Source organism: Streptomyces sp. NPDC048461 (genome assembly GCF_055587105.1).
Map to the genome: position 1 here is coordinate 1 of NZ_JBVJGW010000044.1, position 20799 is coordinate 20799.

General features: G+C 72.1%; 27 protein-coding genes and 2 pseudogenes. 15 read left to right on the forward strand and 14 right to left on the reverse strand.

Annotation, left to right across the window (positions count from 1 at the left end; genetic code table 11):
• A pseudogene (locus ACZ6S8_RS37360) lies at positions 1–94 on the reverse strand (hydrophobic protein); the annotation flags it as partial.
• 275 nt (positions 95–369) lie between these two features.
• Positions 370–1296, reverse strand: coding sequence for a CDP-diacylglycerol diphosphatase (locus ACZ6S8_RS37365; RefSeq protein WP_469462569.1), 927 nt, complete (start codon positions 1294–1296; stop codon positions 370–372).
• A gap of 308 nt (positions 1297–1604) precedes the next feature.
• Between ACZ6S8_RS37365 and ACZ6S8_RS37370 the strand changes: the two genes are divergently transcribed.
• A complete protein-coding gene (locus ACZ6S8_RS37370) occupies positions 1605–1958 on the forward strand; it encodes a PRC-barrel domain-containing protein (protein WP_469462570.1) in 354 nt (117 codons plus the stop codon).
• Positions 1959–2081: 123 nt separating this feature from the next.
• Here ACZ6S8_RS37370 and ACZ6S8_RS37375 read toward each other — a convergent pair whose 3' ends face one another.
• The 4 genes from ACZ6S8_RS37375 to ACZ6S8_RS37390 form a co-directional block, all read right to left on the reverse strand.
• Positions 2082–2777, reverse strand: a complete 696-nt coding sequence (locus ACZ6S8_RS37375; RefSeq protein WP_469462571.1) for a hypothetical protein — start codon at positions 2775–2777, stop codon at positions 2082–2084.
• A 498-nt stretch (positions 2778–3275) separates the two neighbouring features.
• Positions 3276–3437 carry a hydrophobic protein gene (locus ACZ6S8_RS37380; protein WP_267726032.1) on the reverse strand — a complete coding sequence of 54 codons (162 nt, stop codon included), beginning with the start codon at positions 3435–3437 and terminating at the stop codon, positions 3276–3278.
• 170 nt (positions 3438–3607) lie between these two features.
• On the reverse strand, positions 3608–4345 hold the full coding sequence (locus ACZ6S8_RS37385) for a hypothetical protein (RefSeq protein WP_469462572.1): 738 nt from the start codon (positions 4343–4345) through the stop codon (positions 3608–3610).
• Between the two features lie 145 nt (positions 4346–4490).
• Positions 4491–5156 (reverse strand): HSP18 transcriptional regulator, encoded by a 666-nt coding sequence (locus ACZ6S8_RS37390; RefSeq protein ID WP_469462574.1) that lies wholly within the window; start codon positions 5154–5156, stop codon positions 4491–4493.
• A 129-nt stretch (positions 5157–5285) separates the two neighbouring features.
• Between ACZ6S8_RS37390 and ACZ6S8_RS37395 the strand changes: the two genes are divergently transcribed.
• From ACZ6S8_RS37395 to ACZ6S8_RS37410, 4 genes are all read left to right on the forward strand, one after another.
• Positions 5286–5720, forward strand: a complete 435-nt coding sequence (locus tag ACZ6S8_RS37395; RefSeq protein ID WP_469462576.1) for an Hsp20/alpha crystallin family protein — start codon at positions 5286–5288, stop codon at positions 5718–5720.
• A gap of 109 nt (positions 5721–5829) precedes the next feature.
• A complete protein-coding gene (locus tag ACZ6S8_RS37400; protein WP_469462578.1) occupies positions 5830–6225 on the forward strand; it encodes a DUF2267 domain-containing protein in 396 nt (131 codons plus the stop codon).
• A gap of 95 nt (positions 6226–6320) precedes the next feature.
• Positions 6321–6773, forward strand: coding sequence for a DUF2267 domain-containing protein (locus ACZ6S8_RS37405; protein WP_469462579.1), 453 nt, complete (start codon positions 6321–6323; stop codon positions 6771–6773).
• Between the two features lie 180 nt (positions 6774–6953).
• A complete protein-coding gene (locus ACZ6S8_RS37410) occupies positions 6954–7874 on the forward strand; it encodes a SigB/SigF/SigG family RNA polymerase sigma factor (protein ID WP_469462581.1) in 921 nt (306 codons plus the stop codon).
• A gap of 132 nt (positions 7875–8006) precedes the next feature.
• Here ACZ6S8_RS37410 and ACZ6S8_RS37415 read toward each other — a convergent pair whose 3' ends face one another.
• Positions 8007–8399, reverse strand: coding sequence for an ATP-binding protein (locus tag ACZ6S8_RS37415; protein ID WP_469462583.1), 393 nt, complete (start codon positions 8397–8399; stop codon positions 8007–8009).
• Positions 8400–9208: 809 nt separating this feature from the next.
• On the opposite strand from ACZ6S8_RS37415, the gene ACZ6S8_RS37420 reads away from it, so the two are divergent.
• Positions 9209–9568: a MerR family transcriptional regulator gene (locus ACZ6S8_RS37420; RefSeq protein WP_469462585.1), complete on the forward strand. Its 360-nt coding sequence runs from the start codon at positions 9209–9211 to the stop codon at positions 9566–9568.
• A 120-nt stretch (positions 9569–9688) separates the two neighbouring features.
• Here the strand turns inward: ACZ6S8_RS37420 and ACZ6S8_RS37425 are convergent, their stop codons facing one another.
• On the reverse strand, positions 9689–9940 hold the full coding sequence (locus tag ACZ6S8_RS37425) for a hypothetical protein (RefSeq protein WP_469462587.1): 252 nt from the start codon (positions 9938–9940) through the stop codon (positions 9689–9691).
• Between the two features lie 201 nt (positions 9941–10141).
• Between ACZ6S8_RS37425 and ACZ6S8_RS37430 the strand changes: the two genes are divergently transcribed.
• Complete coding sequence (locus ACZ6S8_RS37430; RefSeq protein ID WP_469462589.1) at positions 10142–11179, forward strand: hypothetical protein; 1038 nt, start codon at positions 10142–10144, stop codon at positions 11177–11179.
• An 86-nt stretch (positions 11180–11265) separates the two neighbouring features.
• Positions 11266–11646: a hypothetical protein gene (locus ACZ6S8_RS37435; RefSeq protein WP_469462591.1), complete on the forward strand. Its 381-nt coding sequence runs from the start codon at positions 11266–11268 to the stop codon at positions 11644–11646.
• An 84-nt stretch (positions 11647–11730) separates the two neighbouring features.
• Here ACZ6S8_RS37435 and soxR read toward each other — a convergent pair whose 3' ends face one another.
• Complete coding sequence (soxR, locus tag ACZ6S8_RS37440; RefSeq protein WP_469462592.1) at positions 11731–12195, reverse strand: redox-sensitive transcriptional activator SoxR; 465 nt, start codon at positions 12193–12195, stop codon at positions 11731–11733.
• Between the two features lie 97 nt (positions 12196–12292).
• On the opposite strand from soxR, the gene fdxA reads away from it, so the two are divergent.
• On the forward strand, positions 12293–12649 hold the full coding sequence (gene fdxA, locus ACZ6S8_RS37445; protein WP_469462594.1) for a ferredoxin: 357 nt from the start codon (positions 12293–12295) through the stop codon (positions 12647–12649).
• Between the two features lie 36 nt (positions 12650–12685).
• Here the strand turns inward: fdxA and ACZ6S8_RS37450 are convergent, their stop codons facing one another.
• Positions 12686–13099 carry a hypothetical protein gene (locus ACZ6S8_RS37450; protein ID WP_469462596.1) on the reverse strand — a complete coding sequence of 138 codons (414 nt, stop codon included), beginning with the start codon at positions 13097–13099 and terminating at the stop codon, positions 12686–12688.
• A 108-nt stretch (positions 13100–13207) separates the two neighbouring features.
• Here ACZ6S8_RS37450 and ACZ6S8_RS37455 point away from each other — a divergent pair.
• From ACZ6S8_RS37455 to ACZ6S8_RS37465, 3 genes and pseudogenes are all read left to right on the forward strand, one after another.
• A pseudogene (locus tag ACZ6S8_RS37455) lies at positions 13208–13336 on the forward strand (IS5/IS1182 family transposase); the annotation flags it as partial.
• 164 nt (positions 13337–13500) lie between these two features.
• Positions 13501–14082, forward strand: coding sequence for a dihydrofolate reductase family protein (locus ACZ6S8_RS37460; protein WP_469462598.1), 582 nt, complete (start codon positions 13501–13503; stop codon positions 14080–14082).
• 214 nt (positions 14083–14296) lie between these two features.
• On the forward strand, positions 14297–15304 hold the full coding sequence (locus ACZ6S8_RS37465) for a terpene synthase family protein (RefSeq protein ID WP_469462600.1): 1008 nt from the start codon (positions 14297–14299) through the stop codon (positions 15302–15304).
• A gap of 27 nt (positions 15305–15331) precedes the next feature.
• Here the strand turns inward: ACZ6S8_RS37465 and ACZ6S8_RS37470 are convergent, their stop codons facing one another.
• Genes ACZ6S8_RS37470 through ACZ6S8_RS37485 form a run of 4 tightly spaced genes read right to left on the reverse strand, consistent with a single transcriptional unit; the run spans position 15332 to position 18983 of the window.
• Entirely contained in the window at positions 15332–15826 is a 495-nt protein-coding gene (locus tag ACZ6S8_RS37470; RefSeq protein WP_469462602.1) for a MarR family winged helix-turn-helix transcriptional regulator, read from the reverse strand.
• A 42-nt stretch (positions 15827–15868) separates the two neighbouring features.
• Positions 15869–16318 (reverse strand): STAS domain-containing protein, encoded by a 450-nt coding sequence (locus ACZ6S8_RS37475; protein ID WP_469462604.1) that lies wholly within the window; start codon positions 16316–16318, stop codon positions 15869–15871.
• On the reverse strand, positions 16315–17397 hold the full coding sequence (locus ACZ6S8_RS37480; RefSeq protein ID WP_469462606.1) for a cobalamin B12-binding domain-containing protein: 1083 nt from the start codon (positions 17395–17397) through the stop codon (positions 16315–16317). Before ACZ6S8_RS37480 ends, ACZ6S8_RS37475 begins: the two co-directional genes overlap by 4 nt.
• A complete protein-coding gene (locus ACZ6S8_RS37485) occupies positions 17394–18983 on the reverse strand; it encodes a PP2C family protein-serine/threonine phosphatase (protein ID WP_469462608.1) in 1590 nt (529 codons plus the stop codon). The genes ACZ6S8_RS37480 and ACZ6S8_RS37485 overlap by 4 nt, the downstream gene beginning before the upstream one ends.
• A 386-nt stretch (positions 18984–19369) precedes the next feature.
• Here ACZ6S8_RS37485 and ACZ6S8_RS37490 point away from each other — a divergent pair, with 386 nt between their 5' ends.
• From ACZ6S8_RS37490 to ACZ6S8_RS37500, 3 genes are read left to right on the forward strand one after another with little or no spacing between them, the layout of a single operon-like run.
• Positions 19370–19723: an STAS domain-containing protein gene (locus ACZ6S8_RS37490; protein WP_469462610.1), complete on the forward strand. Its 354-nt coding sequence runs from the start codon at positions 19370–19372 to the stop codon at positions 19721–19723.
• 52 nt (positions 19724–19775) lie between these two features.
• The gene (locus ACZ6S8_RS37495) at positions 19776–20204 is read left to right on the forward strand and encodes an ATP-binding protein (RefSeq protein WP_469462612.1); all 429 of its coding nucleotides are present in this window, start codon (positions 19776–19778) and stop codon (positions 20202–20204) included.
• A 59-nt stretch (positions 20205–20263) separates the two neighbouring features.
• Positions 20264–20773: an STAS domain-containing protein gene (locus ACZ6S8_RS37500; protein ID WP_469462614.1), complete on the forward strand. Its 510-nt coding sequence runs from the start codon at positions 20264–20266 to the stop codon at positions 20771–20773.
• The last annotated feature ends 26 nt before the right edge of the window (positions 20774–20799 follow it).

The window sequence follows — 20799 nt, forward strand, 5'->3', positions numbered from 1 at the left end:
GGACGGCGATGGCGACCCACCAGAGAATCTTCACCGCGAAACCCGCGCCGAAGAGGATCAGTGCCAGCAGAAGAACGAGAAGCAGGGGAACCATGGTTATCAACCTCCGAGGCACCGTGTGCCCGACCCCGACCCCACCATGCACACGATCTTATCCGTTTCTTATCCGCGCAGGCGGGCAGGCGAACCGGCCGGCATCACACGCCCTCCCCCGGAGCGCCCGGGAAGAGGTGCGTGTGGCCGCACACGGCCAGAAAGGCGCCGGTGCCGGTCCCGGCGGGCCCGGGGGAGGGCTGGGACATGAGGGGACTTCTGGATCCGCGGCGGGGGTCGGGCGGGCCCTGAACACTGCGGCGCTGCGGCCGGGCCTCAGCTGTAGACGAGCAGGTGGTCGCAGGTGTTCGTTCCATCGTGCAGCGAGGCGTCGCTGTTGAGGACGTAGAAGGTCCCGGTGAATCCCGCCGCCGTCACCTTCGGCACGACGACCAGGGTCTGGCCCGCCATGTCCAGTCCGAACCGCCTCACCACGTACTGGTTCAGCAGGGGGAAGAGGTTCTGTGTGAGCCCGTCGAGCCTGAGGATCCGGTACGTGCGGTCGCCCGAGCCCTGCGTTCCCGTCACGGCCGCCCGGTACCGGGGGTCTCCCCATTGCGCGGGCTGAGGGGCGATCCGTCCCGCCGCCTCGAGGTCCTGCAGCCGTCGTTGCGTGCTGTCGCGGATGCCGGCCATGTGGATGTGCAGCTGGTTGAGGCGCCGGGCGCTCTGCGAGTTGATCCCCAGCCCGATGTAGGGGTACTGCACGGGCACGTCGCCCCCGCTGCGGGCGTTCTCCCACGCCTCGTGCCAGTAGTTCGCCACACCGGACGTCACGAGGAACGGGCACTCGATGCCCGTGACCCTGCAGCTCGGCAGGAGGAGGTAGTTGTGCTGGGTTTCGGGTTTTCCGTGCAGCACCACGTAGTTGGGGGTCGTCTTGAGGCAGTCCGGCCTCTGCCCGCTCGGCGGGACGATCCCCTGCGTGCAGTACTGCACGTCCTGCCACAGCGGGTCGGTGTCGGTGGGCCTGCCGCAGAGGGGCTGCAGCTGGGCCGGCGGGCAGGGGCTCTGCCCGCCACCGGGAGGATTCGGCCCCGTGGGACAGGGGCAACACGACGGCTCCGCGGGCGAGGGGACGGGACCCGCCGCCGCGGACGCGGTGGCGCCCGTACCGGTCAGGAGCGATCCCGCACCCAGGGCGCCGGAGAGCGCCACGAACCGACGCCGGGGCATGCCGTTCGCCTTGCCGAGGGCATTCATGTGTGAGCTCCGATGGTTGACGACCGCTGCTTCGATCCGAAATTAGGTGGTGACCCGCCCTTTTCCCGGCAAGGAACAGGGGCGGACGCCGGGCATTAGGCCAGAAGGCCGTCATGCCCGGCGGGGACGCCCCGGCCCCGGCTTCCAGCTGGAGACCGGCCACACGGCCCCCGCGCACGAGCACCGGTCCCTCCGGTTCGGCTGTCCGGGTGGTAAGCGGGTCGGCCGGTGGGGCCGCGGGTGTCAGGGGTGTCGGGGCGGGCAGGGGCGCGAGGACACCCCCGGCCCTTCTCAAGGAGAACGCCCTCGTGACCAACCTCTGGAACTACCACCCGACCGCGCGCCCCGGGACCGCTCTCGACCTGGTCGGCTTCGACGTCGAGGCGACCGACGGAAAGATCGGCAGCGTGGACGAGGAGACGACGGAGGTCGGCTCCGCCCACATCGTCGTCGACACCGGATTCTGGATCTTCGGCAAGCACGTCCTGCTGCCGGCGGGCACGATCCACCGCATCGACCAGCAGGAGAAGAAGGTCTACGTCGCCCTGACGAAGGACCAGATCAAGGACTCTCCCGAGTACGACAAGGACAAGCACCGCGGCGACGCCACCTACCGCGACGAGCTCGGCCGGTACTACAAGGGCCAGAACATCGGCATCTGAACCCTCCCGCAGCCACCCGGAGAAGCCCCCGACGCGCACCACCCCCGGCACGGCGTGGAGCCCCGGGGGCTGCGCCGCCCCTCCTCCTTCGGGAGGGAGGGGCATGCCCGCAGCGGGGAGCGTTCAGCGGAGCAGCGCCGCGCGCAGGGTGACGCCGTGCCGCGTACGCAGCCGCCGTAGCTCCCACAGTGCCGCGGCCGTGACGGTCAGCGGGGCTCCGAGGAGGAAGGCCACCCGAACACCGACCGACACGCCGTCGTAGGCACCCCGGAACACGTCGACGAGGGCGACTTCCCACACGAGCAGCGTCGCGAGCAGCGGGGGCACCGTCTCGTGGAGGTCCGCCGTCCGGAAGACGTGCACGAGCGACTGCGCGATGCCGTAGAGGGCGAAGGGGCCGAGCCACAGGAGAAAGGCGCCCAGGGCGAACAGCAGTGCCACCCGCCCGGCGGACGCCGTCCAGTCCGTGGTCTCGTCCACGTACCCCAGACCGGTGATCAGCCGTGGCACGGCGAGCGCGACGACCAGCGCGAGCAGCGCTCCGGCCGGTTTGCCCACGCGGCGCAGGAACAGGCGCCGGTGGGGTGGGCGGGCCGCCGCGACGAAGACGGCGACTGCGACCGGGAACGTCACCCCCAGCGTGATGAGGGTGGTACGGATCTGACCGAAGCGGTCGTCCACCACGGCGTCGGCGTCCGACGCCAGCCCGTAGGACAACAGCATCCACGTGACGGCGACCAGCCCGACGACCGTCCGCAGCAACTGCACCCTCTTCACCACCGGGTCGTCGATCCGGTCCGGCCGGGACGGTGTGAACACCACACGCCCCACAGCGATCGGATTGAAAAGACGTCGGAAGGTCAGCCGGCGCGCAACCGGTGGCCAGGGCCCCGCCGCAGGTCCGACAGGTGAACCCGCGCCCGACGGTCGTCCTCCCCCTTGCGCATCCCAAGATGCCCCGCTCCCGGTACCGCTCATCCCCCGTGCCCTTCCCGCCCGTTACCCCCGCCGTCCGCGGGGCCGTCACCATCGCTGGATGACGTGATCGGACGTGGTCCAGCGCGATGTCCACCGCCACCCACGTTACGAGCACGGAGCCCGGCGGGACACCAAGTGCGCCCAGAATCACGGCGACGGGGGAGAAGGGAGCCCGCCCGGCACCACGGCGCCGCATCGGCCTCGGCGGAATCGGGGGCGTCCAGCGGGCCGGCCGGGCGGGTTCGGGTACGCGGACATGCCGGTGGCCTGGACCCCCGATCGGGACGGGGGTCCAGGCCACCGGCATGCAGCGTCCGGGGCTGCGGTGTTGTCGTAGGGCTACCAGCGGTACCAGCGGCCGCTGCTGCCCTTGGGGCGGGCGACGAAGCCGACCAGCCACAGGACCAGGACGGCGATGGCGACCCACCAGAGAATCTTCACCGCGAAACCCGCGCCGAAGAGGATCAGTGCCAGCAGAAGAACGAGAAGCAGGGGAACCATGGTTATCAACCTCCGAGGCACCGTGTGCCCGACCCCGACCCCACCATGCACACGATCTTATCCGTTTCTTATCCGCGCAGGCGGGCAGGCGACCGGGTCGCTGTCGCTGTCGCTGTCGCTGTCGCTGCCCGCGCGGCCCGCGGGCCGACGGCGGGGCATCGGCGTTCCCGTCAGTGTTCCGGGACCGGGGCCACGTCCGCCGGCCCGTCCCCGTAGGCGATCTTGGCCCGGTAGTACGTCTCGGCCGCGTCGGCGAACCTGCGGACGAAGTAGGCGTTGATCGCACCGCCGGCCAGCGCTCCGAGCAGCGGGACGCTGCCCGTGGCCGCCTTGGAGCCGAGCATCATCGAGAACTTCAGCGCCACCTTCTGCGTGATCTTCTGGAGGAACGGCTTCGACAGCTTCGCCATCGCCTTGCCCCCCGACTTCCCGGCCAGCTTGCCGCCCACCACCACCGCGCCGGTGTGCGCGCCCTTCGACAGGACCTGCGCCATGACCGCCTGGGCGTAGGCGGGGTAGGCCGCGTTGAGCGTGATCAGGCCCGCGGTTCCGGCCGCCCCGGCGGCGCTCACGCTCAGCGCGTCCGGCTCCAGCGCCCCCGACCACAGGCCGAGGATCACCTCCAGGTCGTCCTCGGCGTCGACCGGGGCGCCCAGTTTGTAGCCGATGCCCCAGGCGCAGACGGCCATCTTCCGTAACAGCACCGCGAAGTCACCGGCCAGCGCCGCCAGATGGGCCACCGGCACCGCCATCGCGACCGCGCCGGCGGCCGCCGCCTGGGCGGTCTGCGAGGTGCGCCAACCGCGCAGGGTCGCGTAGTTCGCCGCGGCGGTCCCGGCCGAGCTGCTGTCACCCCCCACGGTGTTGAAGGCCTTCAGGAATATCTCCGCAGTGATCTCAGCCGCCATGATCCGCCCCTCCCCGCCACCCCGGCCCGCCGCCTGCGACGGGCATCCTCGGTCATGTCCGCACCGCGCATGGCGCAAACTCGCCCGTCGGGTCGGCTGTAGTGCGGGGGAGGGTGTGCCCGGGCCCGCGTGCGGCGGGTGCTGCTCAGGTGCCGCGCTGGTCGTGGGCGTTCTGCCGGAGTTGCCCGATGTTCCGGGTCAGGGCGTCGAGGTGCGCGGCGAGTTCGGTGTCCTGGGGGCGCAGGTGGGCCCGGGTGTCGGTCAGGGGGCGTACGAGGCGGGCGGCGTCGTCATGGCCGAGGGCCAGGTTCAGGGCGCCGATCGCGTCGGCGGCGTCGGCGGGCAGGCCGGTGAGGGCGGTGATCTGTGCGGCGAGGCGCCGGAGGTCGGCTGCGTGGTCGCGGGCCCAGGCGGTGACGGTGCGGTCGGCGGCGCGGGTGTCGCGGGTGGCCTGGACGCGTTCTTCGCCGGTGGAACCCGCCGCGCCGGGGCGCAGTCGCAGGTAGCGGCGCTCGGCGGCCTGGCGGCTGGCGACTCCGAGGGGTCCGGCGAGCTCGGCCCAGCTGGCGCCCTCGCCGCGGGCCGTTTCGATCAGGCCGCTCTCCCAGCCGGCGAGCTGTTCGCGTACCTCGCGCAGCGTCAGCAGTGCGGCCAGGGCCGGGTGCGGGCCGGAGCCGGCCGCGGGCGGCGCTGCGGCAGGCGGGTGCGCGGACGGTTGCTGCGCGTCCCTTACGGACTGGTTGATGGCCTCCAGGGCCGCTGCGGCGGCGGGGAAGGGAACCGGTGTGGCCGGCGGGGCGGGTTCGGTCATGGGACTCTCCGTCGTCTCGTCATCCTCCAGATGACTCCGTGCTTGTCATCGTTTCGATGACATGTTACAACGGATGCACGTTGAAGCGCATTGGCAGTTTCTGCCTGAGCCAACTGGAGGTGTTTCGCGATGTTGATGCGCACTGACCCGTTCCGCGAGATGGACCGGATCGTCCAGCAGCTGTCGGGTACGTCAGGGACCTGGTCGAAGCCGTCCGTCATGCCGATGGACGCCTACCGCGAGGGCGATGCGTACGTGATCGCCTTCGACCTCCCCGGCGTGGACCCGGAGGCGATCGACATCGACGTCGAGCGGAACATGCTGCGGGTCAAGGCCGAGCGCCGTCCCGCCGCGAAGGCGGACACCGTGCAGATGGAGCTCTCCGAGCGTCCCCTCGGTGTCTTCTCCCGCCAGGTCGTCCTGGCCGACACCCTGGACACCGAGCGCATCGAAGCCGACTACGACGCGGGTGTCCTGACCCTGTGGATCCCGATCGCCGAGCGCGCCAAGCCCCGCAAGATCAGCATCGGCGGCGAGGCCGGCCGCAGGCAGATCTCCGGCTGAACCCTCCGGCACCAGCCGGCAGCGGAGGGCGGGAAGACCCGGTTCCCCCTCCGGCACCCCGCCCTCCGCACCCCCTTTGACCCCTTCACCCCTTTCCGGAGGTGACGTGATGTCGATGCGCAGGGAAGCGTTCCTGGCCCACGTCCAGGAACGCGGCGAGTACGAAACCCCCGAAGAGGCGGACCGCGTTGCCCGCGTCGTCCTGGCCCTGCTCGGCGCACACCTGGTCGGCACCGTGCGGGCCGAACTCGCCGCCCGCCTCCCCGAGACGTACGCCCTGATCCTCCTCAACCCCCTCCAGGCCGCGGAGCCCCTTTCGCCGGAACGGTTCGTCCGCGCGACCGCGGCCTGGATAGACGGCGCCACCGAGAAGACGGCCCTGTGGGACATCGGAGCGGTCCTGTCCACCGCGGCCGCCGCCGCGGGCGAGGACCTCACCCACGAGGTCCTGCTCCAGCTCCCGCCCGGCTACGACCTGCTCTTCGGCCACCCCCAGCCCACCTGACCCCGGCCCACCCGGCCTCAGCCCACCTGACCCCGGCCCGGCCGGCCGTCACCGGCCGCAGGCCGCACCCTCCGCAGAGAAAGGCAACCGCAGCCGTGTACGACCAGCCGCGACCGAACCCGTCCCAGACGTTCATGACGTTCGACCAGTTGCTGGAACGCGTGCGCTACGAAGGTGCCTACCCGACCCGCGAACGCGCCGCGGAAGCCGTCCACCACGTCCTGGCCGCCCTCGGCCGCCAGCTCACCGGCGGGGAACGCGCCGGCCTCGCCCAGTGCCTGCCCGTCGAAGCGGCCCTCACCCTGACCGCCCAGGTCCCCGACACCGAGCACCTCACCGGCTGGGGCTTCGTGAAGGACCTCGCCGCCCGCACCGGCACCAGCCCGGCCGTCGCCCGCTGGGACACCGGCGCCGTACTCGCCGTCGCCGGCCGCCTCGCCGGCCCCGACCTCCTCGCCCGCATCCTGCGCCGGCTGCCCGACGGCTACGCCCTCCTCTTCGGCCAGGTCGAACTGCGCCGTCCCCAGCCGCTGGCCACGGCCGCCTGAGGAGCCGGCGCGGGCCCGCGGACGCGGTGCGGGGGCCGGCCGTGCGGCCCGGCCCCCGCCTGGAGGAACCGGGCCCGCCGTGCCGTGACCGGGCCGACGACCCGGGTGCGTCTGCTTGGGATTCCGTTTGTGTGGGCACACGGCCCGCGCAGACCATTCGTGCAGGGGAGGAACGGTTTCATGTCCCACGTCGCCGCAGCCACCACGACCGCCCGGAGTGCAGCCCCCGACACCTTCACCCGCACCGAACCCGCCGCCGTCTCCGGACGCCTCGCGGGGCCCCTGCCGCAGATCGACGACCCCCGCGAGGTGGCGCCGGCGGACGCCCGGGAGCTGTCGCGTCTGTTCCTGGTGCGGCTGAGGGAGCTGGAGGAGGGGACGCGCGAGTACCAGTACGCGCGCAACACCCTGATCGAGATGAACATCTCCCTCGTCCGGTTCGCCGCCCGCCGCTTCGCCGCCCGCATCAGCGCCGGTATCGAGATCGAGGACGTCATCCAGGTCGGCACGATCGGCCTGATCAAGGCCATCGACCGCTTCGAACCCGAGCGCGAGGTCGAGTTCTCCACCCTCGCCCTCCCGTACATCACCGGCGAGATCAAGCGGTACTTCCGCGACACCACCTGGGCCGTCCACGTCCCCCGCCGCCTGCAGGAACTCCGCGTCGAACTCGCCAAGGCCCAGGAGGCGCTCACCGAGGTCCTCGGACGGGCACCGCGCGTCAAGGAGATCGCCGAGCACCTCGAACTCTCCGAGGAGGACGTCATGGAAGGCCTGGTGGCCGCCAACGGCTACACCAGCGCCTCCGTCGACTCGGCCACCGGCGCCACCGACCGCACGGCCGCCACCCGCGAGAGCAGGCCGCTGAGCGACACGGTCGGTGACGTGGACCCGGCGATGGGGCTCTTCGAAGACATCCACACCCTCGCGCCGCTCCTGCGCGAACTGAGCGACCGCGACCGCGAGATACTGCGGATGCGCTTCGCCCAGGAGATGACCCAGTCCGAGATCGGCGTCGAACTCGGCATCTCGCAGATGCAGGTGTCCCGCCTGCTCACCCGCATCCTGACCCGCCTGCGCAGCGGCATGCTCGCCGCCTAGCCAGGCCGTTCGGGGGACCGCGACACCGCTTTCCCGGCCCTCCACGGTCCACCGCCCGCAGCCCGCCCTGCCGCCTGCCGGGCCCCATGGGTGCCGCGGGCGCCGCGGGCGCTGCGGGTGCCGCCCGGCGGGTTACCGGGGGAGGAAGGCCCGGACGGTCTTCCCGCCCTCGGGCTCGGGCGTGACGACGACGCGGTGGGCGAGGTCGTTGACCATGTGCCAGCCGAACCCGCCCGTCCCCTCGACGAGGTCGGGCGTCCGCATCCGCGGCATCCGCGGGCCGGGATCCCCGACGGCGACCTCGACCGTGCCGGGGCGGGCGGCGAAGCGGAGGGTGTAGGCGCCCCCGCCGTGGCGCAGCGCGTTCGTCACGAGCTCGGAGACGACCAGGACGACGGTGTCGGCCTGCTCCCGGCCGATGGCCGGCTGCCCGAGGGCCCCGAGGAAGGCCCGGGCGGCCTGGCGCGCCTCGGCGACGGCGGACAGGGAACGAGGGGCTGTGCGCTCGGCGCTCGTCGTGGTCATCACGCGCTCCGGGGTCTGTTGTCGGTGTCCGGCCCTGCCTGCCCGGTCGTTGTGCCCCGGCCCGCAGCCGTTCAACCCGGCAGCACCCGATTACCTCAACGACGCGCACGCGAAAAACTATGACGGCCAGAGTAGACATTGGGCGATCGCGTGGTTATGGTTTCTCTCGTAGCCCAGAGAGACCGAAGGGCCTGGCAGAGACGAACTGCCGGGCAATCAGTACCGAAGTACCCGTAGTTGCAGTGCGGTGCGGTGGTGGAGTGTCGAAGCCAGGGTTTGTGCAGGTCGGCGACGGGACTGGTCACCGGACCGGGTGGCCCGCAGTGATCAGGGGCCGCCGTGGGCAGTACCGCAGTGGTGCAGTACCAGCAGTGAAGTCGATGGGCAGTACCTCGGTGAAGGCGTCGGGCTGCGGACGCGCGCACCGGGAGGTTCGGCAGTGGGGTTCCAAGCCAGAGCAGACGCAGGACGGGCGACGGGGCTGGCTGCCGGAAGCGTGGCGCTCGGTCAGGCCGCGAGCAGTTCCCAGTGGTGAGTAGTTGATCGTCCGAGGGATGAACGGAGGAATGGGGCGCCATCAGGATCGCCCGGGCCGAGGTCTGAGTCCGGGTACCGCAGGACATCGATAGCGAGGTGGTCTCCGGTCGAGCAACCGCGATCCCCGCACCCCCCGTCCACCCCCCCCGGACGGGCGAGCGGAGTAAGTAGGCCGGCGCAGTATCAGGGCCGGCAGATGGTGTAGCAGTTCCTTCGGGGCCCGGGTGCCATCAGGCGCCCGGGCCCCTCCGCATGTTCCACAGAGAGGTGAAATGACCGCAGACGACTCCTTCAGCCGTCTCGACGACGATGACTTCCCCGCCTACACGATGGGCCGGGCCGCCGAGATGCTCGGCACCACCCAGAGCTTCCTGCGCGCGATCGGCGACGCCCGTCTGATCACCCCGCTCCGCTCCGCCGGAGGCCACCGCCGCTACTCCCGCTACCAGCTGCGCATCGCCGCCCGCGCCCGCGAGCTCGTCGACCACGGCACCCCCGTCGAGGCCGCCTGCCGCATCGTCATCCTCGAAGACCAGCTGCAAGAGGCACAGCGCATCAACGCCGAGCACCAGCAGGCCACCGCCACCGCCACCACGGCCGCTGCGCCGGCGCAGCCCCGGACCGCGGCCTGACCGGTACCGCCCTCACGCACCCTCACGAGCCGATGTGCACGCGTGATCGCGTTCTCCGGAGCGTTCGACCCGGCGACCCTGCCTGCGTGACGCCCGTGGGGTGGGCGTCACGCGGGGTGGTCAGCGACGCATGTGCAGGGTTCCGTAGAGGCCGGCGACGGCGGTGATGACACCGGCGAAGCCGGCCTCGCCGACGGTGAGGTAAATGCCGGCGCAGGTGGCGAGGAGAGCGATGAGCACGACGGTGTCGTGATGCCGGTTGCGCGGCGTGCCGGGCGACGGGGCCGGTTCCTGTCGCGCGGGGGACCGCGTGGGGTCGGGGTCCGGGGCCGTGGGGACGGGCGTCGGGGGTGTTGCTTCGGTGTGGGTCATGCCTCCAGGAGAGCGGCCGGCGGGGCGGTATCCCCAGTGATCCGTACGGGCCCGCACGGACCCGGACGCCGCCCCTCCCGGGCCGGGCGACCGCGGGCCGGACTCGAACGCCGCCGAGCGTTCGGCATCGTCCGACGCATTCCGCGTACGTACGGCCCCAGGCCCTCTAGCGTTGCCTTTCGGACAGGGGAGGGTGATCCGGTGACAGACGACGACCCCGGGATCGAGCCGAACGATGCCGCCGCCGTGGACGCGTTCGAGACGGCGCTGCGCGCGTTCGCCGGGGAGCTGAACCGAATCCACATCGCCCACGGCGCCCCGTCCTACTCGGTCATGGCAGGCGCCTCGGTCCGGCCGAGGCTGACGAGGGCCGGCCTCAACGAGATGCTGACCGGCAAGCGGTTCAGCTCCCTGGAGGCCCTGCTCGAGTTCGTCCGGGTCGTCACGATCCCCCCGGGCCTCCCGCCCGCCGCTGCAACGGGCTTCCGCGCGGACCCGGTACTCGTCGCCGCATGGCGCGCCCGGTGGCAGGAGGTGAAGCTGCTCCAGCACGCGTCACATCCGGCCCGCAAACGCCTCCGTGCCACCGTGCGGCAGAGCTTGGACGCCGCCGCCCAGGAAGCCGAAGCCCTGCGCGAGGACGCCCGCACCGACGCCGAACGCCTCCGCGCCGCCGCGGAGGCGGAAGCCGCCCGCATCCGGGCCCAGGCCCGGCACGAAGCCGAACAGCTCCTCCACCACGCCCGCCGGACGACCGGTCAGGACGGGCCGCCCACCCACGAGGGAACAGTCCCGCACCCGCCGAAGCCGGCCGCCGGCGCCGGCGGACTGCGGCGGGCTGCGGGTCTTGTCCTGCGCCCCGCGCTGCGACCGCTGACCGCGGCGAGTGCGGTGGCCGCTCTGGCGCTGGCCGCGGTCCTGGCCGGAGACTCCCTGACCGGAACACACGGCCTCTGCCCGCCCGGCCAGAGCCGGGCCGGCGGGCAGCTCATGCCCCGCGCCGGCCTCCCGGGCCGGGAAACCGTGCAGCGGGCGGCGTTCGCCAAGCCGGCGGACATCATCTTCATGACCAACCTCAAACCCGCCGACTTCCCCAAGCCCTCCTCCAGCCCGCAGACAGCGACCTCCCCGACCCCCGCCCCCACGACGCCGAGCCCGACCCCCACGCCAAGCCCCGCCCCGACACCAAGCCCCACGCCCACGGTCACCCCCTGCGCCCCACAGGCCCGCAACCGCTAGCACGGGCACGAGGCCCAGGCGGCCCGTGAGGGCTGTACGCGCCTCTGCGGTACCGGAGACGCACGGGGCGCGGGATAATCGGGTGCATGGTCACGCCCTCCTCCAGCAGTACGGAGCCCTCGGCGGCCGAGGTGCTCCACGCCCGGTACGCGGCCCGGCTGCCCGCCTCGCTGGAGAAGCTCGCCGGGCCCCGGCACGGCGTGGTCGAGCTGCCGCTGCACGTGGCCTGGTCCGGACTGCGCTCCTACGACCTCGACCGCCCGCGCCTGCGCATGGGGCTCTACCGCACCGTCCTGGCCGAGGGGCAGCACGAGGACCTCGTAGCCCTCCTGAACCGCGACCTCCTGCTCGCCCAGTGGCCCGTCCTGCGCACCCTGGTCAGCCGGCACCTCCGCGAGGTCTGGGAGGACACCTTCCCCGAGCTCGCGACGACGGCCAGCAGACGCACACGTCGCCCGCGTAGTTGAGCGAGGGCCTATCCCAGGCGGTGTCCCGTCAGACCGATGAGCGACCTTGCTGAGCCTGAGCGCTCTGGTGCGCGCTGCTCCGCCTCAAAGCCGTCGGGGGCCGACACCGTCCTCGGCGAGCGTGTCGCCGGGGTTCAGCAGGGCGCACGCCTTCATCGAGAGACATCCGCATCCGATACATCCGGTGAGCTCGGCCTCGAGCCGCTCGATGGTCTGTCGGCGCTCCTCCAGACGACGCTTCCAGCTCCGCGAGGCGCGCTGCCACTCCTGGTGACTCGGCGGGCGGTCGAGCGGCACGTCGGCGAACGCCTCTCGAAGGTCCTGCAACGGGATGCCGATCCGTTTGGCCACCGAGATCAATGCAACACGGCGCAGCATGTGCCGGGGGTAGCGACGCTGGTTGCGGTCGTCGCGTTCGGACGCGATCAGGCCGAGCTCCTCGTAGAACCGCAGGGCGGAGACGGCCGCCCCGGTCCGCGCGCTCACCTCGCCGATGCTCAGCCAGTCGTCCGGGGTGGCCCGGACACCGCCGGAACGGTCGCTCGTCATGCAAAGCCTCCTGTTGACCTCAAGGCTACTTGAGCCCATACGGTCGGCTGCACCGGAACGGCAAGCAGGAACACCACGTGGAGAGGACGGCAGTTCGGTGACGTTTGTGATCGCCTTGCCCTGTGTGGATGTCAAGGACAAGGCATGCATCGACGAGTGCCCTCTCGACTGCATCTACGAGGGCGAGCGGATGCTCTACATCCAGCCTGACGAGTGCATCGACTGCGGAGCGTGCGAGCCGGTGTGCCCGGTCGAGGCGATCTTCTTCGAGGACGACACCCCGCAGGAATGGCAGCACTTCAGCACCGTGAACGCCGAGTTCTTCTCCGACCTCGGCGCCCCCGGCAGCAGCTCGAAGGTCGGTCCGATCGAACGGGACCATCCGATCGTGGCAGCGCTCCCGCCTCAGGAAGCCGTAGACCCTCCGATCCCCGCGATCCCGCCCCTCGCTTGACGACCGGTCACGGTGAGGCCTCACCCAGGCTGAGGATCATGCCGCGTCGGGGTCGGTGCCGATGGCACCGACCCCGCGTAGCGAACGCCCGAGGTCTCCGGTGAGGATGCGGGGGTGGCGCCGCCACCACCACAGGTCGGGGCCGGGCAGCCGGTGGAACTGACCGAGTGCCTGGCCGTCGTCGTCGACGGTCGCGGCCCTGTACCGAGCGTCCAGAGCTTTGATCTGCGGGGTCCAGAGCTGGACGATGTGCTCGTCCAGCAGGACCCACGCCTCGTGCAGCCAGTTCCGGCAGTAGAGGTCGTTGGTGTACTCGTAGATGTCGTCGCCGTAGCCGTGTTCGATGATGTTCGCCAGGGCGGCCCATGCGTTCACCCTGTCAGCGACCGTGAATGCCGTCCGCCAGCCGCGCTGGTGCAACAGCTCTCCCACTTCGGATTCAGTAGCCACGGACGTGAGGCTCTCACGCCGAATCCGTTCACACGACTGAGATGTGTCCCACCAACGGCTCGCCGGCCCGCAGCATCATCAAGATGAAACGATCGCGCTGCGGCCGGTGTGATCACGGCGCCGGAGCCGTCCCGCTCTGCCCCCTTCAGCGGGCTCAGCCTGCGGCAGTTCGGGAAGATCGTGACCGTGCTGCGACGCGAGGGCGTGGACGCGGTCTGCGAAGGCGTGCCGTGGACCTTCGGGCGGAGCTGAACGCCCGGCAAGCGCTGCACACGGCAGGGGGTACGGGCCCCGACCGCCCGCCGGGCGTTGCTCGAACGCACCGCACGAGAATCCCGCCGGACCGGAGCGACAGCTCACGACGCGCTAATTTGAGGCATCCCGAAGCAGAGGAGAGCCCCGTGGGCAAGGTTGTCATGTACGGCTCGGTGTCGGTGGACGGCTTCGTCGCGGACGAGAACGACCAGCCCGGACCGCTGTTCGACTGGTTGTCCAGCGGTGACGTCCCGTTGGACGAGAGCGGTCTGCTGAAGGTGTCGCAGACGTCCTACGACTACACCCGGCCGTACTGGGACCGGATCGGCGTCACGATCGCCGGCCGCCGCGTCTTCGACCTGACGGACGGTTGGGACGGGAAGCCCCCGAGCGGCATCGACCACGTGGTCGTCGTGTCGCACCGGCCGATGCCCGAGGGCTGGGACCCCGAGGCGCCGTTCCACTTCGCCGACGGCGTCGAGGCGGCCATGGCCACGGCGCAGGAGCTCGCAGGTGACCGCACGGTCGAGGTCGCCGCCGGCGACGTCGGTGGCCAGATGCTTGCCGCGGGCCTGGTCGACGAGGTGCGCATGGACGTCGTACCCGTCGTGTTCGGGTCCGGCAGGCGCTACTTCGGGTCGGTCCACGCGCAGCACCTGTTGGAGGATCCTGACGTGGTGATTCAGGGCAACCGGGTACTCCACCTGCGCTATCGAGTGCGCCGTTGACCGGTCCGAGCAGGTACGCGAAGAGGTCCACCGCGAAGAGGTCCACCGCGAACGGTGACACAGGACCGGGCCTCCGGCAGGACGTCTTCCGGATCTTCCGGATCTTCCGGATCGGCGGCCGCCGTGCCGCATCGGGGAAGCCGGACGATCCCGGCGGGCCCGGCCGAAGGTGACCGAGGGATTCCACCGAGCCGTGCGCTTCACGGAGGTTCACATGCCGCAGGACGTCGAGTTCCACCTCCCCTTTCCGGTTGCCCTCAGCGCGGATGTGGAGGGTGCGAGGGAGCGGAACCTGTCCTGGGTGGCCGCGACCGGCCTGGTCGGGGAGGGCCGTTCGCTGGAGTGGTACGCGTCATGGGACATGGCGCGGCTGGCCGCGCTGGGATTCCCCTACGCCCGGGGACCGGCGCTCGATCTGTGCACGGACGCGATGGCGTTCTTCTTCGTCTTCGACGACCAGTTCGACGGCGCTCTGGGCCGGGATCCCGCCAGGGCCGCTGCCGTCTGCCGGCAGATGATCGACCTCGTCCACGGCGCCCGCCCCGCCCGGGGCGCGGACGCCTGTACGGCGGCGTTCGCCGACATCTGGACGCGCTGCACCGACGGCGCCGATCGCGGCTGGGTCGCGCGGTGCGCGCACGAGTGGGAGTACTACTTCGCCACTCAGGCACACGAGGCCATCGGCCGCCTCCGCGGGACCCCCGGTGACATGGAGACGTATCTCCAGGTCCGCCGCGGCATCGCGGGCACCGACCTGCCGCTCTCCCTGGGCGAGAGGGCCGCGGGCATCACCGTCCCGGCGGCCGCCTTCCACAGCCCGCAGCTGCGGATCATGCGACAGGCCGCCACCGACGTCACCTTCATGTGCAACGACGTCTACTCCCTGGAGAAGGAGGAGGCGCGAAACGACATGGACAACCTCGTCCTGGTCATCGAACACGAACAGGGCTGCACCCGCGAGGAGGCCGTCGAGCAGGCCCGTGAGGAAGTCCGCCGCCGGGTCGAGCGCTTCCGGGAACTCGCGCCGCAGCTGCCCGGCCTGTACTCCCGGCTCGGCTTGAGCGGGCAGGAGCGGGCCGCGGCAGGGACCTACGTCGAGATCATGGGCGCCTGGATGAGCGGTTACCACACCTGGCAGACCCGGACCCACCGCTACACGCGCGCCCCCCGCGTCCTGCCGCCCACCAGACCCGGCTACTTCGACCAGGTACTGCGCGCGTAACCGCCCTTGACGGCGGCCGCCTCGACCTCACCGCGCCCGTCCGGCGGTGCCGGTGGTGGCGGCGGTGGTGGTGGTGATGCCGTGTCGCAGGGCGGCGAGGCCCCGGGCCAGTGCCTGCCGGCCGTCGGCGGGCATCGCGTCCAGGGCGAGGGCGAGCCGGCGCTCACGGGTTGCGCGTATCTCCGCGAGGTGTGACTCCCCGGCGGGGGTCAGCCCGAGGATGACCTCGCGGCCGTTGCCCGGGCAGGGGCGGCGGCGCAGGAGTCCGGTGGCTTCGAGGCGGTCGCAGAGCCGGGTCATCGAGGGAGCGGTCGCGCCGAGGAGTTGGGCGAGATCCCGCATGCGCAGGCCGGGCCGGCGGTCGACGAGGAACAGCAGCCGCAGCTGGGTCGCGGAGACCGCCGACGTGCCGGCGCCCTGGCGGGCGTTCTCGTACAGGACGTCGAGGAGTTCGGCGATGTCGCCGATCGGGTGCGCGCCGCCGTGGCGGGGGACGGGGGGCCCGGAGGCCTGTACGGGCATCTGCGTTTCTCTCTGCGGGAGCGCGGTGTCCGCCTCCGCGCGTCAGGTGACCGCTTCCGGTCCGCCGGAGCGGGCCGGAACCGGTGCCGCTGTTGCGCTGATCCGCCCCGGGGCGGCGGTGGACGGGCGGCCGCTGTCGCTGTGGCCGGTGAGGTGCTCCAGGGTGCCGGTGATCTGCAGCATCCGGTCCAGCTTCGCCGGCCGGTTGTGGAGGTGGAGCCGTACGCCGGCGGCGTCGGTGGCGCGCCGGGCCATCAGGAGCGTCGACAGGCCGCTGGAGTCGACGGCGCTCACCCCCGCGCAGTCCACGTGCAGATCGCGCGTCCGGCCCGGTTCGGCGAGGGCTTCGGTGACGGCGTCGAGGAGGGCGTCGGCGTGGTGGTGGTCGAAGTCGCCGTGCAGTTCGATGCGGACCGCGCTGCCCATGTCCGTGCCCGTGCCCGTGCCCGTGTCGGTGCGGGTGAGGCGGAGCGGGCCCGGTGCGGGGTTCATCCGGCCACTCCGCCCACGGTGAGGGGCGTACCGGTCAGGCGCACGGTCGCGTGACGCAGGATGTCGGTGGCCCGGGGGAAGTCCTTCAGCTCGCGGCCCAGGACGTCGAGGGCGGGCGGCAGGCTCTGCGCGGGGACCCCGCGGGCTTCGAGGATGCCGGCCGTCCACAGCAGGAAGCGGGAGAACAGCTTCTCGTCGCCGGTGTAGAGGGCGGTCCCGAGGAACTCCACGATGTGGGACAGGTCCTCGGCGGTGCGCTCGCGCTGCGCCTCGTCGTAGCCGCGCATCGCCGGGTACCTCTCCTCCAGCCCGGTGAAGACGCTGCGGACGAGTTGGCGGCGGGTACGGGTGACGAGGGTGTACTCCTGGTCGGCCAGGTGCGGCAGGTCGTCGATGGGCTGGTGGTCGGGCTGCGGGCGCGGCAGCGGGCGGCCCTGAAGCCGGTCGGCGGCCGTACGGGCGTCGGGAGCCCAGGCGTCGGCGCCGAGCAGGCGGGCGTACTCGCCATCGGGGCCGAACGCGGCTCCGCCGACGAGGACGGGGGTGCCGGCGGCCTGGCAGGCGGTGATCGTGGCGTGCGCGGTCGGCAACCGGGTCGGGATCGAGCTGGAGAGGGCGACGACGTCCGGCCCGGTGCGGTGGATGTGCGCGACGAGGTGCGGGGTGGGGACGTGGGCGCCGAGGTAGTCGACGTGCCAGCCGCGCAGCCGGAGGACTTCGGCGACGAGCCGGGCCGGCAGGCCGTGCCACTCGCCGTCGACGCACGCCACCAGGACCCGCCCCAGGGACGGTTCGGTGGCGGCCGCGGGGTGTTCGGCGACGACGGCGACGGCGCGCTCGTTGATCGCGGTCGCGGCGTGTTCCTGGGCGACGGTGATCCGGTTGCCGGCCCACTCCTCGCCGACCCGGCCCTGCACCCGTGCGATCACGTCGAGCAGGACCGCCTCGGGGCCCGTGCCGTCATCGAGCGCCCGGCGGACCACGGCGGCCGCCCCGCGCTCGTCGCCGGCCAGGACCACCGCCCACAGCCGTTCCACCAGGTCCTCAAGGGCTCCGGGGCCCGCCGGTCGTACCGTCACGCTGTGAACCTGCCCCGCGTGCGGCCGTTCACCGCGCTGAGATGGTTGGTCGGCGGGGCGGAGACGACCACGACGGCCATGTCGTCGTGGGTCCCGGTGCCGACCCATTCGGAGGCGAGCATCTGCACCCGCTCCACGACCGCCTCCGCCGGGATCCCGGCGCACTCCGCGAGGACGCGCTGGAGGCGGGCCTCGCCGAACATGTCGTCGCCCATCGGCCCGCCGCGGGCCTCGGTGATCCCGTCGGTGAACAGCACGCAGGCATCACCCGGTGCCAGCGTCGCGAGCACGGTCGCCGCCGTCACGTCGGGCAGTGCGCCGACGAGCGTGCCGTGCGTGGCCGCCTCCTCCACGCGGCCGTCGGCGCGCACGATCAGCGGCGCGGGGTGCCCGGCGCTGGTCAGCCGCAGCTTCACGGTGCTGCCCTCACGGGCCGCGGAGGCGAGGACCATGGTGGCGAAGCGGGCGTTGTGCGTGTTCAGCAGGGCGGTGTTGAGGAGCTTCAGCATCCGCTGGTGGTCGTCCGCCATGGGGAGCAGGGCGTGCAGGGTGTTGCGGATCTTGCCCGTCAGCACGGCTGCTTCCAGGCCCTTGCCGCAGACGTCGCCGAGGACGACGAGCGAGGCGTCGCCCTCGACGGCGGCGGGGTGGACGTCGTAGAAGTCCCCGCCGATCCGCTCGTGGTCCTGGGAGGCCCGGTAGCCGCCCGCGTACTCGACACCGGAGACCTGGTGCAGGAACGGGGGCAGCAGGTCCCGCATCAGCGTCTCGCTTATCGACGCCTGCTCCGCGTACAGCCGGGCCGCCGACATCGCCGCCCCGGCGCGGGCCGCGAACAGGCGCGCGAAGACCTCTTCCTCCTCGGTGAACCCGGCGCCCCCGGTACGGCGCAGCAGGACCAGGGCGCCCGCGGGAACGCCGTGCCCGGGCAGCGGCGTGATGACGATCGACCCCACCTCCCCGAAGCCCTCGGGGATCAGCCAGGCCGGGGCGGTCGCGGGATCGATCCAGCGGGACGGCACGGGCGGGAACCCCTGCAGCGCCTCCGCCAGACCCGGGACCGCGTCCGCGAGCGCGGTGACCCGCGACGACTTCGGCGTCCCGCCGCGCAGGCAGGACACGACCGGCAGCTCCCGGCCACGGGCGGGGGAGATGACCAGGGCCGCGTCCGCGAGGTGCTCGGCGGCCATCTGCGCGGTGACGTCCATGCACCGCTCCAGGTTCAGCGAGGACAGCAGCAGGTTCGACGCCTGCCCCAGGAACGCGGTGCGCTCCCGCTCGATCCGCAGGGCCTCACGGGCCAGGCGGTGGTCGGTGTCGTCGACCAGCCACCACACCACCGTGCCGTCCTCGCGCACCGTCGGATGCGCCTCGTACGAACGCTCCCCGACCGGACCCTCCACCAGCCCCTCGGCTCCGGCCGCCCCGGGCCCGGCAGCGCCGGGCACGAGACAGCGGACGTGGGCGTCGGAGAGCCAGGCGGGCACGCTGCCCGCGATCGGTGACCCCGGGCGGGCGCCGGGGAAGAGGAGGCCGGCAACCTCGTTGGCGAACAGCAGGGTTCCCCTGCCGTCGGCGACAAGCACGGGGTAGGGGGCCTCACTCCACGGCGTACGTACCGCGGTGGCAGCTTCCTGAGTGGTATTCACCAAAATGCGAGGGCCCGTTGGACGAACCCCTCACCTCATAGCCTCTCGGAGAAAATGGTTGCCTCGCGGCAACCATCCTCCATCCGGCACCCTCCTGGCAACCGGCCACCCCTCGGCGCACCGTCTCCCACCGCCCGCACGCGCCCCCTTCACGGACGGAACACAGTGAGAGCCGTCACCCCGCCGGCGGAACCACAGGCCCCCGAAAAGGCCCGGAACGGCTCTACCGGGCCGCAGAGGCCGTCAGACCATTCGGCCGCCGCACCGTCGGCCCCTCCGGCCGCAACCCTCAACCTGCGGACGTGTGTACGAGGATGTGCGCCATGATCGGAGACAGAGACGAGACGGTGGCCATCGAGACCACACCCGACGGCACGACCGTCGTCCGCGTGCACGGCGACCTGGACGACGGCACCAGCCCCGCCCTCACCCGAGCCCTGTCCGCCGCGGCGGCCGGCGGCTCCCCGCGGACCGTGGTCGACCTGTCGGAGGTGTCCTTCGCGGACTCCTCCGCCCTCCACGCCCTCCTCGCAGCCCGGCAGGCCCACACGGCGGCCGGAACCCTCCTCGTCCTCGCCGGCCCGCTGCAGACCGCGGTCAGCCGCCTGTTCGAGGTCACCAGCACCCGGCCCGCCTTCCGGTGGGCCGACAGTGTCCACGCGGGGATGACATGCTGAACACGGCACACCCACCGGTTCGAACCCCCTCACCAAGGGCAGGCGATACAGCGTGAATCCGCCCGCGGACGACGACGGCACCCCAGGCGACGGCAACGGCCGCCCCGCGGCGCAGGCGATCGGCACCGCGGCGGCCGCCCGCAGGCGGGTCGCCGAGCTGCTCCGGGCCGCGGGCGCCGCCCTCGACAGCACCGGCGCCGCGGACGCCCTCCTGGTCACCTCGGAGCTCGTCACCAACGCGATCCGCCACGGCGGCGGCATCACCGCCTTCCACGCCGCCCTCGACGGCGACACCCTGCACCTGGCCGTCAGCGACGCCAGCCCCCGGCACCCCGAGCCCCGCCCCACCGCCCACGGGCACCCCGGGGGATACGGGTGGCCCCTCGTCCGGCGCCTCGCCGAACACGTCGACATCACCCCCCGCCACGGCGGCGGGAAGACGATCACCACCGTCCAGCGCCTCATAACAACCCAGACATAAAGCGCGTACCGCCCATGCCGGAATGGCCGGCACGAGTGGAACACAGCAGACAGGTACGCATGAGCGATGAAGAAGTAGCGAAAACGATCTCCACCAGAATCGCCGCGTACCTCGCCGTGGTCCGTCCCCGCGAGCCGGACCCCGACGCCCTCGCCCAGGTCATCCTCCGCGCGCTGCGCCACGCCGGCCTGCTCGCCGACACCGACCCCGCGCCCCGAACCGACGACAAGGCGCCGGGGGAGCAGCAGGTCCTTCCCCTGCCGGACCGGGACGACGGGGTACGCGTCATCGTGTGCGCGGGGGAGTTCGACCAGCAGACCCTCGGCGCCGTCCGCGAGGCCGGCGCCGCCGCCCTCGCCGACCCGGCGATCCGGCGGATCGTGCTGGACGTCAGCCGCATCACCTTCGCCGACTCCTCCATGCTCAACGAGCTCTTCCGCCTCCGCCGCGGCAGCACCCTCGTCCTCGTCGGCCCCCTGCCCCACTCCCTGGAACGGGTCCTGGAACTCACCCAGGCCCGAACCCTGTTCCAGGTCACCCCGGACATCGAGACCGCCCGCACCGTGTAGCCGCACGCTGCGCCCGGCGACCCGCT

Coding starts and splice junctions, on each gene's coding strand:
- ACZ6S8_RS37365 (WP_469462569.1), bottom strand. CDS start 1,296: ATGAATGCCCTCGGCAAGGCGAACGGCATGCCCCGGCGTCGGTTCGTG.
- ACZ6S8_RS37380 (WP_267726032.1), bottom strand. CDS start 3,437: ATGGTTCCCCTGCTTCTCGTTCTTCTGCTGGCACTGATCCTCTTCGGC.
- ACZ6S8_RS37385 (WP_469462572.1), bottom strand. CDS start 4,345: ATGGCGGCTGAGATCACTGCGGAGATATTCCTGAAGGCCTTCAACACC.
- ACZ6S8_RS37390 (WP_469462574.1), bottom strand. CDS start 5,156: ATGACCGAACCCGCCCCGCCGGCCACACCGGTTCCCTTCCCCGCCGCC.
- ACZ6S8_RS37395 (WP_469462576.1), top strand. CDS start 5,286: ATGTTGATGCGCACTGACCCGTTCCGCGAGATGGACCGGATCGTCCAG.
- ACZ6S8_RS37400 (WP_469462578.1), top strand. CDS start 5,830: ATGTCGATGCGCAGGGAAGCGTTCCTGGCCCACGTCCAGGAACGCGGC.
- ACZ6S8_RS37410 (WP_469462581.1), top strand. CDS start 6,954: ATGTCCCACGTCGCCGCAGCCACCACGACCGCCCGGAGTGCAGCCCCC.
- ACZ6S8_RS37415 (WP_469462583.1), bottom strand. CDS start 8,399: ATGACCACGACGAGCGCCGAGCGCACAGCCCCTCGTTCCCTGTCCGCC.
- ACZ6S8_RS37420 (WP_469462585.1), top strand. CDS start 9,209: ATGACCGCAGACGACTCCTTCAGCCGTCTCGACGACGATGACTTCCCC.
- ACZ6S8_RS37425 (WP_469462587.1), bottom strand. CDS start 9,940: ATGACCCACACCGAAGCAACACCCCCGACGCCCGTCCCCACGGCCCCG.
- ACZ6S8_RS37435 (WP_469462591.1), top strand. CDS start 11,266: ATGGTCACGCCCTCCTCCAGCAGTACGGAGCCCTCGGCGGCCGAGGTG.
- soxR (WP_469462592.1), bottom strand. CDS start 12,195: ATGACGAGCGACCGTTCCGGCGGTGTCCGGGCCACCCCGGACGACTGG.
- ACZ6S8_RS37465 (WP_469462600.1), top strand. CDS start 14,297: ATGCCGCAGGACGTCGAGTTCCACCTCCCCTTTCCGGTTGCCCTCAGC.
- ACZ6S8_RS37470 (WP_469462602.1), bottom strand. CDS start 15,826: ATGCCCGTACAGGCCTCCGGGCCCCCCGTCCCCCGCCACGGCGGCGCG.
- ACZ6S8_RS37475 (WP_469462604.1), bottom strand. CDS start 16,318: ATGAACCCCGCACCGGGCCCGCTCCGCCTCACCCGCACCGACACGGGC.
- ACZ6S8_RS37490 (WP_469462610.1), top strand. CDS start 19,370: ATGATCGGAGACAGAGACGAGACGGTGGCCATCGAGACCACACCCGAC.
- ACZ6S8_RS37500 (WP_469462614.1), top strand. CDS start 20,264: ATGAGCGATGAAGAAGTAGCGAAAACGATCTCCACCAGAATCGCCGCG.